General features: G+C 57.8%; 10 protein-coding genes. All 10 read left to right on the top strand.

The features are described 5' to 3' along the window. Position 1: 1 nt before the first annotated feature. The 10 genes from FF098_RS09105 (at position 2) to FF098_RS09060 (ending at position 12993) form a co-directional block, all read left to right on the top strand. A complete protein-coding gene (locus FF098_RS09105; RefSeq protein WP_155139752.1) occupies positions 2–3127 on the top strand; it encodes a hypothetical protein in 3126 nt (1041 codons plus the stop codon). Continuing rightward, positions 3124–4089 (top strand): porin family protein, encoded by a 966-nt coding sequence (locus tag FF098_RS09100; protein ID WP_155139750.1) that lies wholly within the window; start codon positions 3124–3126, stop codon positions 4087–4089. The genes FF098_RS09105 and FF098_RS09100 overlap by 4 nt, the downstream gene beginning before the upstream one ends. A gap of 127 nt (positions 4090–4216) precedes the next feature. Further along, positions 4217–4471, top strand: coding sequence for an XrtV sorting system accessory protein (locus tag FF098_RS09095; RefSeq protein ID WP_155139749.1), 255 nt, complete (start codon positions 4217–4219; stop codon positions 4469–4471). Positions 4472–4570: 99 nt separating this feature from the next. Continuing rightward, a complete protein-coding gene (locus tag FF098_RS09090; protein WP_155139747.1) occupies positions 4571–6052 on the top strand; it encodes a mechanosensitive ion channel family protein in 1482 nt (493 codons plus the stop codon). 110 nt (positions 6053–6162) lie between these two features. After that, positions 6163–6678 (top strand): CC0125/CC1285 family lipoprotein, encoded by a 516-nt coding sequence (locus FF098_RS09085; protein WP_155139745.1) that lies wholly within the window; start codon positions 6163–6165, stop codon positions 6676–6678. Positions 6679–6778: 100 nt separating this feature from the next. After that, positions 6779–8899 carry a prolyl oligopeptidase family serine peptidase gene (locus tag FF098_RS09080; protein WP_155139743.1) on the top strand — a complete coding sequence of 707 codons (2121 nt, stop codon included), beginning with the start codon at positions 6779–6781 and terminating at the stop codon, positions 8897–8899. Positions 8900–8998: 99 nt separating this feature from the next. Next, complete coding sequence (locus tag FF098_RS09075; protein ID WP_155139741.1) at positions 8999–10327, top strand: dicarboxylate/amino acid:cation symporter; 1329 nt, start codon at positions 8999–9001, stop codon at positions 10325–10327. Beyond that, complete coding sequence (locus FF098_RS09070; protein WP_155139738.1) at positions 10324–10821, top strand: asparaginase domain-containing protein; 498 nt, start codon at positions 10324–10326, stop codon at positions 10819–10821. Before FF098_RS09075 ends, FF098_RS09070 begins: the two co-directional genes overlap by 4 nt. Before the next feature lie 226 nt (positions 10822–11047). Next, the gene (locus FF098_RS09065) at positions 11048–12400 is read left to right on the top strand and encodes a TadE/TadG family type IV pilus assembly protein (RefSeq protein WP_155139736.1); all 1353 of its coding nucleotides are present in this window, start codon (positions 11048–11050) and stop codon (positions 12398–12400) included. An 11-nt stretch (positions 12401–12411) separates the two neighbouring features. Further along, positions 12412–12993 (top strand): TadE/TadG family type IV pilus assembly protein, encoded by a 582-nt coding sequence (locus FF098_RS09060; RefSeq protein ID WP_155139734.1) that lies wholly within the window; start codon positions 12412–12414, stop codon positions 12991–12993. Positions 12994–13006 lie beyond the last annotated feature (13 nt).

Genomic DNA, 13006 nt, shown 5'->3' with positions numbered 1-13006 from the left:
CATGCGCATGAATGGTCTTCACAAAAGCGGCCGGAATATTTTCAAGGCCATGCTGCTCGGCACGACAATCGCCGGTGGTGCGATACAGCCGGCAATGGCGCAGGACGTAGCAGGTGATATGGATGTCTACCTGTTGCAGTTCGGCTCCGAATTTGCCGATGGCACACAGGTGCTCAGCCATTCGCAGGAAGCGTTGATGGCGCGGTCCTTCTATGACGCCCGCTCCCAGGTCATGCTCGACTTCCGCAATGGTGCGGTCACGATCGCGGATGCCAGTGGCACCAATGCCAGTGCGTTCTCCAGCCTGACGCCGACGGAAGTCAATTACGGCTTTGACTATGACTCCGGTACGTTGCTGGGCGAGAGCACTTTTTTCCCGTTCTACAACGACACTATCCGGGGACAGATCGGTAATGGCGTCCCGCTGGGCCAAAGCGGTGAGTGGCAAATAGAGGTGCCGGCAAGCACGCTGAACCTGCCGATCGGGGCCGCAGGCTCGATTCCGGTCACGGTGTCACGCAGCTACACATCGCATAATGGCCAGGATGTCGCCATCATCGAGTTCGATATTGCCGCGTTTGAGTATGACCTTGCCTCGGGGGAGGATGTCATCCAGTGGGGCAAGGGCGTTGCCGTGACGGACGACAAGTTCGGTACGATCCATGCCGTCGCTACCCACCACCGGGCGCTGGTCATGCAGCCTGATGGCACGATGCGTCCAATGAGCATGAAAACAACGGCCTACGCCAAGAATACTGACGGCACCTGGCGGTTCGATTTCGCCGGGTTTGACGCGGTGGAGGACGCCATGGCCCGCGTTGCGGCGGGTACTGAGGGCTATGTCCACACGATCGACTTCAGCGGCAATGATGTCGAGGTGGACCAGACGCCATTCGATGTCGCCAACTCCCTCCAGCTGATCGCGATGGCGTCAGGCGAATTGAGCGCCAACGGTCTTGCCGGCGATATTCAGGCCTATCTGACAGGCGGTCCGCAGGACCCGATGACCGCTGCCCTCGAGGATACGGGGTCGTGGAGTGGTGCCGTGAACACCTTCCTGAATGCATATGTAGAGCAGAACGGTCCGGTAATGGATGCCAACGCCGTCAAGGGCGCTGCGACCTATGTGATGGAGGAGCTGGAGTTCAGGGCCAACCGGGCGGTGGAGACGTATACGCGCCAGCGGGGCACGACAAAGATCCTCCGAGATAATGCCGTAAGTGATGTTCGCTGGTACACGAAGGAAATTGCCAAGTTGAATGTCGATGGGGAGGACTACTCCCATCTCATGGCTGGATATGAAGAGGCAAAGGACCGGTTGAGCACGCTGGACATGTCTCTGGTACAGCAGGATGTCGAGCTTGAAATGGCGGGCAGAAAGTATCAGACGGCACTTCAGGATTATGAAAAGCTGGCAGATAATGTGCCGACATCTGGATCGAAATTTGCCAGCACGCTCAACAAGATGTCCGAGATGGTGCCGGAGAGTATCAAGAAGCTGGGCAATGGCAGCCTCAGCGCACTCGACAAATACGGCAAGGCGAACTCGGTCTGGACCATCGGCAAGGCCGGTTACAACGCCACTCAGGATACCTCCTCAGGCAAGATCAACCTGACACGGAGCTATTCCGACCGGCCGCAGGGCGATCGTACCTTCACCGAAATGATGCTGCAGGAGCCTTACTACGCCATGAAGGATGTTGGCGTCGATGTTCTCGGCATTATCGTCAACGCCTATGCCGGTGACAAGAAATCGGCTGCTCTCGACGCCACCGCGCTTCTCACCTCCAGCGCCTCGGATGTCTTCGTGTCCGGCAAGGGCCTTTCCGAGATCAACACGCTCAATCGCGAACTTACCGAACAGAGCAGGGAGATGGAAAACCGGCTGCGCGAAATGGAAAGGCGCTCGGCCGAGATCGAAGGCAAGCGACTGGCGGACGAATATGTCAACGACCTGATCTATTCCGATGTCGATCCGTATGCCAATGGCTACGATCTGTCGGACCCCCGTATCGATCATAGGACGGGCTACCCGAAAGAGGCCTATTGGGAATATCTCAGAAACAACGATCCGCAAAAACTGGTCAATATGGGGATCGACCCGAACATGCCGGTCGGTGGCTGGCCGGAACAGCCGATCTCGACGGAGCCGACCGCAGAAGACTGGAACAAGTTCAACCGCGACATGGCGGACATAATCAACAACCCCGGCTATCCGACGGCACCCAAAGACCGCATGCCACCGGCAAAGCCGGTCGACACGGGTCCACAATATTCCGAAGTGCCCGAATGGCTGAAAGATCAGTGGGCCGAGATGGACGAGCGCCGCGCCCGTCAGGAAGAACTCAACCGTATCCAGTTGCAGATACTGATGGACCAGAAGCACGAAGAAGCCTTGCGCGATGAAAAGCGCAAGGAACAGCGTGCGGCATCCGGCATCGACAGCATGGACAGTTTCTTCAGGAACAATGCCTTCGAGTATGAATCCATGGTCGGGATTGTCGCGACGGACCTGACGCCATGGCTGTCATGGCTTGTCCAGCAGGATGTGGATCGCCTTGAGCGCCTAGCACTTCAGGCCGGCTATCCGAACCTCGCCTCTGCCCTGGCGGATGCAGCAAACCTGATCCGGAATGCTGAAGACGAAGGCTTCCGCCGGTGGGCAAACACGGCACCAAGCTGTGCAGGTATTGCCGGTTGCGGGCCGCAATACCTGGAACGCTGGGCGATGAAGAAGTCACAGGTGGCGCTTGGCGATATCCTTGCCGACAGCCGGGATATCTTCTCTACAGCGGGTCTTTCCGATATCAAGATCAGCGGCTTCCTGCTCAGCTATATCATGCGAGACTATTCGCTGGAGGACGGCGACATCGTCGATGTCATCATCACCCAGTTCGGTCGCAAGATCTTCGAAACGCAGATCAGCCTGTTGAACGCAGGTACGGATTTCAACATCAACCTGCAGCCTGGTGTTGCGGCCATCGAGATCACTGCCGTGAACGAGGGATACTCCTCGCCCAACACCGCTGCGATCACCATCGCCAATGTCACCGAGGGTGCCAGCGAGCAGACCTACAGCCTGCGCACTGGCGAGACGGCGACCCTGCGTGTGGAGCCCGGTCAATGATTTCGCACATGATCTCCTTCCGCAAGCTGACGGCTGCGTGTCTCGCGGCGACGGGTACCCTCGCCGGCGCGATGCTGGGCGCGGCCAGTGCCCAGACCATCAACGACCTTGAGTCTGCGGTGACGCAGGGTGCCCAGTTCGAAGATGCCCAGCGCCAGGCGGACCAGTTCCGCCGCCCGAGCGAAGATGAAGCCATGCTCGACGGCGAGCCGGGCGTCTTCATCCTGCGGGTCAATGAAATCTTCCATGTCGGCGCCGCTGCAGGCGTCGGCTACTCGACCAATCCGGGCCGCACCCTCGACATCAATGCCGAGGAAAGCGGGTTCTCCAATTTCGCCCTGAATGCAGGGATCAATACGGTCATCGGCGGTCATGTCGAGGCCGGGGTGAACCTTGTCGTGTCGGGCACAGACTATTTCAGGAACAACGAGATAGACAACAAGAACGCTATCGCAAGCGCCTATGTCGGCACGTCGGTGCTCGATGACCGTGTCTATGTCACCGCGGGCGCCAATTACGGCACGTCCGGCGACGGCAATTTCAGCGATACGACAGATTTCTCCGGCGTCTCGGCCAGCGCCTCCACGGTGTTCCAGATGCGCGAGAACGTGCTGCTGCAGCCGACGCTGACTGTCTCGCGCCAGTTCTCCCAGAACGAGGCTCAGGAAAACATCGCGGTCACGGCTGCGGTGCGGGCTGTCTGGGCGCCGACTGAAAACTGGCGGGTGTCGGGTGAGGTGACCTATACGGACCGTACCTATGACAACTTCTATGAGGATGTCACCTTTGTGGAGCGAGAGGATGAAGTCTGGTCCGCAGGCCTGTCAGTATCGCGCGCCATCGCGCCGGACCTGCAGGTTACGGCATCCATCGGATACACGGAACAGACCAGCGCTTTCTTCCTGTCCGAATACGATGCGGTCGATGGCGGCCTGAACCTGCGCCTTTCGAAGCGGTTCTGACGGAGGCGAAGCGGTTCTGACGCAGGCGTGATGAGAAATCCGGCGCTGGGTAAAATTTTACCCGCTCCATCAAGGCAATGGTAAAGCCCGTTACCCATGCTGTCCCTGAAAAGAGGGAGACTATCTCATGGGCTTTTACTTCAACTTCTTCGCGATCGTCCTGTTCCTTGCGACGGCCGCGGTATTCGTCTGGCGGTCCCGCACCCAGCGTCCGCGGATCATGCCTTATGCCGTTACCGTCGGTGGCACGATGATCGCCATGTTCGCTGCGAATAGTGGTGCATTCTATTCGGCGATCGTCATCTTCGCTGCGGCCGGTTTCCTGCTCGTGCATCAGGCAAGCCAGCCCTTCGATGAAGAGGCCGACGACCAGAACGCCTGAGTACCGCTGTAAAAATTGCCTGCCAGCATAACCTCCTCTATGTCATTACTTCCGTCGTGACCGGGTGCCCGAGCGGCACCCGCAGGAGAGACAAAGCGCATGCAGGCAGAAACGAGCGAACAGCCGGACGGTCAGGATGATGCCGCAACGGCGCAGGAAGATGCGCCCGCAGTCAATGGTGATGGCGAGACACCTGAACAGGAAGCGGCCGAAATCCAGGCAGACCTGCAGGATGCTGCGCCCGACGGATCGGCACTGGAGGAATTGCTCGGCACCGAAGAGCTGCAGACGGTTCTGACCAATCTTGTCACCTGGGCCCGTGAAGAACTGCTGACCTGGAATGTCCTCCTGCAGTTCGGCCTCCTGATGGGAGCGCTTGTCCCGGCGGTCATATTCGGTCCGCGCCTGAAAGATCTCATCAGTGACCAGCTGACAAAGCGCGCGCCCTATGGTGTGCTGAAGCGGCTGGCCAATGCGCTTGCCACCATCGCGACGCCCATCGCGCTTTGGGTATGGGTATCGATTTTCATCATCGTCCTCGGGGCAATCGACCAGTCGACGGGCCTGCTGGAGGCCGGCCGATCGTTGTTATCCGCCTGGATCGTGGTGCGCCTTGTCACCCTCGTCATCCAGTCGCCATTCTGGTCAAAGGTCGCGTTCTATACGATCTGGCCGATCATGGTGCTCGACGCCATCGGGGTGCTGGACGATGTCGTGGACCAGCTGCAGCAGACCGATATCCCGGCCCTGAACCTGACACTGTTCGCCGTGGTGCGGGCCGTGATCGTGTTCGGCCTGTTCTTCTGGGTCGCCAACCTGGTCGGCGGGTTCATGACCAGCCGCATCAACAAGGTCGAGGAGCTGAACCCCTCCCTCAAGGCCCTGTTCGCCAAGATTTTAAACCTGATCCTGCCGGTCGTCGCCCTCCTGCTGGCGCTTGCCACTGTCAATTTCGATTTCGCGACGCTGGCGATCTTCGGCGGTGCCATCGGTATCGGTGTCGGCCTCGGCCTGCAGCGGGTCATCTCGAACTTCGCCGCCGGTGTCACGCTGCTGGCAGACAAGTCGATCAAGCCAGGCGACACAATCGAGGTCGGCGATACCTTTGGATGGATTACCAAGATGAATACGCGTTATGTCGCGGTCCGCACCCGTGACGGGACGGAGCATCTGATCCCCAACGATATATTCATCAATGAGGGCGTTATAAACTGGACCCATGACGACCGGGTCGTGCGCCTTCATGCGCCGTTCGGCACAAGCTACGATTTCAAGGATGTCCGCTTCATCCAGAAGATGGCCGAGGAAGCCGCGCTGACGGTGCCAAGGGTCCTTTCGACACCGAAACCACGTTGTAATCTTGTTGAGTTTGGGGACTCTTCCGTGAATTTCGATTTGCGCTTCTGGATCAACGACCCTCCAAATGGCGTCACCAACGTTACCTCCGACGTCATGATGGTCATCTGGGAGCGCCTGCATGAGAACAATATCGAGATCCCGTTCCCGCAACGTGATTTGCATATCAAGTCCGGCAGTCTAAAGTTGCCACCAGCTGAGGACGCGACCGACGAAACCGGGTGATGAGTTGCGGTGTTATCGTGATGCTCCTCACGTAAAGTTAACGCTATTGCGGCGCCCGCATTGTTATAATGCAACATGACCGCAGACCATCGCGGTCGAAAGGACCTGTAATGAAAAAGACCCTCTCTACCCTAGTCGCTCTTGGCAGCCTTGCCATTCTCGGCGCCTGCGCTTCCTCCACGCCCTATGTGCCGACGGCGGAAGGCAATGGCTATGGCTTCTCCGAGCAACAGATCGAAAGCAACCGATATCGCGTCACCTTCCGCGGCAATTCGCTGACGTCGCGCGAGCAGGTCGAGAACTATCTCCTCCTGCGCGCCGCCGAGCTGACCCTGATGAATGGCTATGACTATTTCACCATGGTCAAGGACGACACCGAGAAGTCGACCAGCTATCGCTCCATGGGCGGGCCCGACTATGCCTATTATGGTCGCGGTCGCCCGTTCCCTTATTACGGCTATGGTTTCGGCTGGGGCCCGAGCGATTTCGATGTTCGTGAAACGACGCGCTATAATGCCATTGCCTATATCCTGATGGGCAAGGGTACGAAGCCGAATGATGTCGCGTCCTATAATGCGGCAGAGGTGCAGCAAAACCTGCGCCCGACCGTTGCTGTTCAACCTTGATGGGAAGCTGAACGCACTCACCTGTTCGTGACGGGTAAACCATTTGCCCGTCACGACTGGAACGATAAGGTAACCGCTGACCTGTCAGAAGGGAATCCTTATGAAAAAATCTCACCTCCTGCTTGCTTCGGCAGCAGCCATCCTCGCCACGGCCATCTCACCGGGGCTCACCTCATCCGCAACAGCCCAGGAAGAAAGCGAAACCGCCATGAGCGACGATCCCTATCTGTGGCTGGAAGAAGTCGAAGGCAAACAGGCCCTTGAATGGGTCGAGGACCAGAACACCCGCTCTCTCGCTATCCTTGAGGGCGATGAGCGGTTCGAGCCGATGAAGGCCGAGGCGCTCGCAATCCTCAATTCCAACGAGCGTATCCAGACCGCTGCCCTGCGCGGGGACTATGCCTATAATTTCTGGCAGGACGAGACCAACAAGCGCGGCCTGTGGCGACGTATGCCGATCGAGGATTACCTGGATGGCAATCGCGACTGGGATGTGATCCTCGACATTGATGCGCTGGCAGAGGAAGAAGGCGAGAACTGGGTATACAAGGGGACCGATTGCCTGGCGCCGGACTATGAGCGCTGCATCATCACCCTGTCGCGCGGCGGCTCTGACGCCGCTGTCCGCCGCGAGTTTGACATTGCGACCAAATCCTTCGTCGAGGACGGCTTCATGCTGGAAGAGGCAAAGGCTACAACCGCCTGGATCGATCAGGACACGATGCTGTCCGGCATGGATCTCGGCGAAGGCACGATGACGGACTCGGGCTATGCCCGCACCGTGCGTCTTTGGAAGCGCGGGCAAGCGATCGCCGATGCGCCGGTAATATTTGAGGGCGAGACGAGCGATGTCGGCGTCTATCCGTGGGCCGATCATGCGGGTGACAAGGCCTGGGCCGGCATTATTCGTTCAGTGACTTTTTATGAACGTGAATACTATCTGATGGATGATGCAGGTGAGTTGAATCAGCTGCCCCTGCCGCCAAAGGCCTCCATGGTCGGCATAACCGGCGGCCAGTTCATTATTTCCTTGCAGCAGGACTGGGACCATCAGGGCGAAAAATGGCCTACCGGCGCCCTTGTTGCCATGGACCCGGAGACCTATGCCGTTACCGGCCTGTTCGAGCCGACCGAGCGCCAGGCGCTTGACGGCGTCTCTGCCGCAGATGGCGTGATTTATGCCGAGCTGCTCGATAACATCAAGGGCAAGGTGCTGAAGTTCACGCCGGGTGCCGATGGCTGGGTGCAGGAAACGATAGCCCTGCCGGAAACGGGTGTCGTCTCCGTCGTCTCCGTCAATGAAAGCAAGGGCGACCTGCTCGTCAATTTCGAAAGCCCGCTGACGCCGGAGACGCTCTATCATGTCACCGCAGACAGTCTGGAGCCGGAGACGCTGGCAACAAGCCCGGCCTTCTTCGATGCAGGCGGCATGGTGACGCGCCAGTATGAAGCGACGAGTACGGATGGCACGAAGATTCCCTATTTCGTGATCGGCAAGGAAAGCGTTCTGGAAAACGGCCCTGCGCCTACGGTGCAGTATGGTTATGGCGGTTTTCAGGTTTCCATTCTGCCGACCTATTCCGGCTTGACCGGCAAGCTGTGGCTGGAGCGTGATGGCGTCTATGTCATCGCCAATATTCGCGGCGGTGGCGAGTTCGGGCCGAAATGGCACCAGGCAGGTCTGAAGGGCAATCGCCAGATCATCTATGATGACTTCTTCGCGGTGTCCGAAGACCTCGCCGCCCGTGGTATTACCTCGCCGGATCATCTCGGTATTCTTGGCGGCTCCAATGGCGGCCTGCTGACCGGCGTTTCCATGGTCCAGCGCCCAGACCTCTACAATGCCGTGGGCATCGGCGTGCCGCTGCTCGACATGTTGCGGTTCGACAAACTGCTGGCCGGCGCGAGCTGGGTTGGCGAATATGGCGATCCGGACAATCCGGAAGAGCGGCCATTCCTCGAACAGATATCGCCTTACCAGAACCTGGATGAGGATGCCGACTATCCGGTTCCGTTCATCTTTACCTCGACCAAGGACGACAGGGTTCACCCCGGCCACGCCCGCAAGTTCGGTGCGCGGCTGGAGGAATATGGCCACTCCTTCCTCTATTACGAAAACACAGAGGGGGGCCATTCGGCCAGTGCCAACCGCGAACAGTCGGCCCGGCGCTATGCCCTTCAATATGTCTACTTCCTCCGTCAGCTGAAAGACGCGGAATAATTTGCCCTTACAGGTCCCGGCAGGCATAGTGTCCGCCGGGACTTTTATATCTGGACCATGCAAGAGCGTGGCTGGATCAGCGCGAGAAGGGGAACATCCATGGCATTGGGCGCCGCAACTTTCTGGATCATCACGCTTGCGGTCTTTGCCGTACTCTTCCTGCTCGGCCGCGTGGCGAAGTGGCCGCTGTGGTTGCGGGTCATTCTCGCCCTCATCGCCGGCGGCGCCTGCGGCTATTTCTTTCCGGAGGCGGCGCCCGCTATCAAGCCGATCGGGGACGCCTTCGTCAATTTGATCCGCATGCTGGTCGTGCCGCTGATCTTCACGACCCTCGTTGCCGGCGTGATCTCCATGGGCGATCCCAAGCGGCTTGGCTCGCTGGGGGTCAAGACGCTATCTCTTTATATCTGCACGACTGTTTTCGCCGTCACTCTTGGCATCATCTTCGGAGTCCTGTTGCAGCCGGGCGTCGGCGTTGATTACGGCCAGGCCAGCACGTCTGCCGTCGACACGCTGACGAGCAGGATCGAGGGCGGGGCACCATCGCTCGTCGATCGACTGCTGGCGATCATCCCGACAAACCCTGTTGCCGCCATGGCCAGCGCCGATGTTCTCGGCATCATCTTCTTTGCGATCCTGTTCGGTGTCGGCATCCTGATGGCAGGCGAGCAGGGCAAGCGTGTGGGCGAGGTGATGGAATCCGCCGCAGAAGCGATCCTGAAAATGACCGTGTTCGTCATGGAGCTTGCCCCCTATGGCGTTTTCGCGCTGATGGCATGGGTGCTGGGCGAGCAGGGGCTGGGCGTCCTCGTCAATCTCGGCAAGCTGGCGATCGCGCTTTACGCCGCCTGCATCGTGCAGATCATTCTGGTCTATGGCGGCATCATCCGCATCATTCTCGGCCTGCCCTTCATGCGCTTCATCAGTGGCATACTGGATGCGATGGCGACCGCTTATTCCACGGCGTCATCCTCGGCGACGCTGCCGGTGACCATCTCCAATGTCAGCAACAATCTCGGCGTGAAGAAATCCGTCGCGGGCTCCGTGTTGCCGCTGGGTGCGACCATCAACATGGACGGCACCTCGATCTATCTCGGTCTTGTCGCCCTGTTCGCTGCGCAGGCGCTGGGCATCGAGCTGCAGCTGATCGATTACGTCATGATCGCGCTGACGGCGACCATGGCCTCTATCGGTGCGGCGGGCATTCCTTCTGCCTCGCTATTCCTCGCGATCACAGTGCTGACCGTGTTCAACGTGCCCGAGGAGCAGGCAATCCTCGTCATTGCCTTCATCTTCCCCTTCGACCGCCTGCTTGACATGATGCGTACCCTGACAAATGTCACCGGTGACGCTGCCGTTGCCAGTGTCGTCGGCAAGTGGGAAGGGGCGCTTGATGAAGAAGTGTTCCGGGGCAAGTCGAAACAATGAAGCCTGTCCGCATATTCGTGACGGGCGGCACGATCGACAAGGTGCACGACCCCTATACCGAAACGCTGGCCTTTGCTGCTGACGGGTCTACGCAGATACCTGAAATACTGCATTACGGGCGCTGCCATTTCCCGGTCACGCAGATCGTGATGATGCTCGACAGCCTGAACATGACAGATGAGGACAGGGAAAAACTCGCCGGTGCGATCCGGGATGCAAGGGAAGAGGCCCTTGTCGTCACCCATGGCACCGGAACGATGGGCGAAACGGCGCGCTATCTGGCCAAGGCCCTGGAGGGGACATCAAAGACGATCGTTTTGACCGGGGCCATGCGGCCCTTCTCCCTCTTCCATTCCGATGGACCGTTCAATCTGGGCGGGGCGATCATTGGTGCCCAGTGCCTGCCAGCAGGCGTGCACGGGGTAATGAACGGCCGCGTATTCGAAGCCGGGAAGCTCAAGAAGAATACGGATTTGGGCCGGTTTGACCTGTAGAATTCCGTGCCATTTAAAATCTTCTCCATCGGAATAATAAATTTTTCAATTTTATCAAAGACACTAATTCGGCTAGAAACAAAGGCCTCGTGGCAGCTCTTAAGGTTTCCGAAACCATCTGCACACAAATATTTCCGATAATGCTGCGTTAACCAGATTTTTCAACGCGCCATTAACGCACATTCCCTAAAATTAAATTCAATTGAGATCAGCAGGGGTGTGCCCGATGGGTTTGTTGAGAAGCCTGAAAGCATTTGGAAACAGTCAGCGCGGCAATGTCGCGATGATGACCGCGCTGGTCGCAGTGCCATTGCTGGGGCTGCTTGGCGGTGCCGTCGACATGGTGCGGATGAACCAGATGCGCTCTGAAATCCAGGGTGTCGTCGATGCCGGCGTGCTTGCCATTTCCGAGATCAACAACAATAACGACCCTAAGACGACCGTAGAGCAGTTCATCAAGGCGGGCCTGCGCCAGAGCAAGCTTGATCCTGAAGCTATCGATATCGATGTGACCGTTGCAGAAGTCCTCAACGGCAAGACGGTCGATGTGACGGCGAATTATGAGATGAAGACGTTCTTCCTTGGCATGCTCGGCATGAACAAGATGGACATCAAGATCGCTTCATCGGGTACGCAGACCTACTCCGATATCGAAATCGCGCTGGTTCTCGACATCTCCGGGTCGATGAACGGCACGAAATTCACCAACATGCAGCAGGCCGGGAAGGACTTCATCGATGCGGTGCTGACCGACAAGATGAAAGCCCAGACGACAATCAGCATCATTCCTTTCTCCTCCAATGTGAATGTCGGTGACGACTTCTGGGAGTTCGTGAAGAAATCTACTGTCGATAACAATCACGACACGAACTTCTCCGATGGCCATAAATGGGACGGGTGCGTGGAATGGACTGCCACCCTGTTCAACGACAAAAAGCCTTCCGCCAATTCCCTGGAGGTGATGCCACGCTTTACCGATGATCCGGATGCGTCGCTGCGCCACTGCCCGGAGAGCAATAATGAGGCGCTCTATCTTTCGAATACGAAGAAAGACCTGAAGGACAAGATCGACGACCTGACGATCTCGCGCAATACAAGCCTCGATGTCGGTGCCCTGGTGGGCCTGAAGGCCCTGTCGCCGGAAATGAAGGCGCACCTGAAAGGTGATCAACAGGCAAAGCACCCCGCGGCCTATAACAGCGGCGTCATGAAGGCCCTGATCATCATGACCGATGGTGAGGCAACAGCCCACAACCGCCCCAATGCCGGTTGCGATGTCCTGGGGTTCTGGGAGTGGAGCAACAGTCTCTACAAGTGGCTATGGAAAGATTGCAGCTACCAGAAATACGGCGCATCGAAAAACCGCAGCAACTTCACTGCCGTGTGTAACGATGCAAAGGCAAAGGGCGTTATCGTCTACACGATCGGCTTCCAGATCAACAAGGGCGGAAACTCCGACCAGATCATGAGTGACTGTGCATCGTCCGTGTCTCAATATTACTACATCGAGGACACGAATATCGGTGCCGCTTTCAAATCCATCGCCGCCAGTATCAATGGCGTCCGGTTGACCCTGTAAGGAATTCAGAGATGTCGTTCAGACACAAAAGATATTCTGCTCTCTTCGGAAGCTGCAGGCCTTTCGCGAACAACAAGCGCGGGACAGCGGTGATCGAATTCGCGATCCTGGCGCCCTTGTTCTTTGCGATCCTGTTCTCCGGGTTCGAGGCGGGCATGATGTATCTGAAGATCGGCATGGTCGATCACGGAGTCTCTGAAATCTCCCGCCAGATATATACCGGCAAGGCGAAGGGAAAGAGCGCTGAAGATGTCATGGATATCTTCTGTGACTCTGTACATACGGTCATCAAGTGCGATGGCAATGTCACGCTGGAAATCAGGAAACTGTCCGGGTACTCCAGTTTCGATCCGGGCGCAGCGACATGCGTCAACACCGGTGAGGACCTGAAAGACGAGGACAAGCCGGCATATGCCAATACGGCAGGGGGCGACATCGTCTATATCCGCGTTTGCGTGAACACCAGCCTGCTCGTGCCAGGGCTGAAGAACATGACTTTCTACCTGACCAATGTCGGGCTTCAACTGCCGGAATCAGCACCCGGAAAATACGAGCTGACTTCTTCTACCGTTATCCGCAATGAGCCATTCTGAAGGGGGGTGGAAC

It is taken from the genome of Aquisalinus luteolus (genome assembly GCF_009712425.2).
Taxonomy (GTDB): Bacteria; Pseudomonadota; Alphaproteobacteria; order Caulobacterales; family Parvularculaceae; genus Aquisalinus; species Aquisalinus luteolus.
This window is presented reverse-complemented; position numbering and strand designations above follow the sequence as displayed.

What these genes read in the sequence shown, in the direction of transcription:
- FF098_RS09105 (WP_155139752.1), top strand. Translation starts at nt 2, where the DNA reads ATGCGCATGAATGGTCTTCACAAAAGCGGCCGGAATATTTTCAAGGCC.
- FF098_RS09100 (WP_155139750.1), top strand. Translation starts at nt 3,124, where the DNA reads ATGATTTCGCACATGATCTCCTTCCGCAAGCTGACGGCTGCGTGTCTC.
- FF098_RS09095 (WP_155139749.1), top strand. Translation starts at nt 4,217, where the DNA reads ATGGGCTTTTACTTCAACTTCTTCGCGATCGTCCTGTTCCTTGCGACG.
- FF098_RS09090 (WP_155139747.1), top strand. Translation starts at nt 4,571, where the DNA reads ATGCAGGCAGAAACGAGCGAACAGCCGGACGGTCAGGATGATGCCGCA.
- FF098_RS09085 (WP_155139745.1), top strand. Translation starts at nt 6,163, where the DNA reads ATGAAAAAGACCCTCTCTACCCTAGTCGCTCTTGGCAGCCTTGCCATT.
- FF098_RS09080 (WP_155139743.1), top strand. Translation starts at nt 6,779, where the DNA reads ATGAAAAAATCTCACCTCCTGCTTGCTTCGGCAGCAGCCATCCTCGCC.
- FF098_RS09075 (WP_155139741.1), top strand. Translation starts at nt 8,999, where the DNA reads ATGGCATTGGGCGCCGCAACTTTCTGGATCATCACGCTTGCGGTCTTT.
- FF098_RS09070 (WP_155139738.1), top strand. Translation starts at nt 10,324, where the DNA reads ATGAAGCCTGTCCGCATATTCGTGACGGGCGGCACGATCGACAAGGTG.
- FF098_RS09065 (WP_155139736.1), top strand. Translation starts at nt 11,048, where the DNA reads ATGGGTTTGTTGAGAAGCCTGAAAGCATTTGGAAACAGTCAGCGCGGC.
- FF098_RS09060 (WP_155139734.1), top strand. Translation starts at nt 12,412, where the DNA reads ATGTCGTTCAGACACAAAAGATATTCTGCTCTCTTCGGAAGCTGCAGG.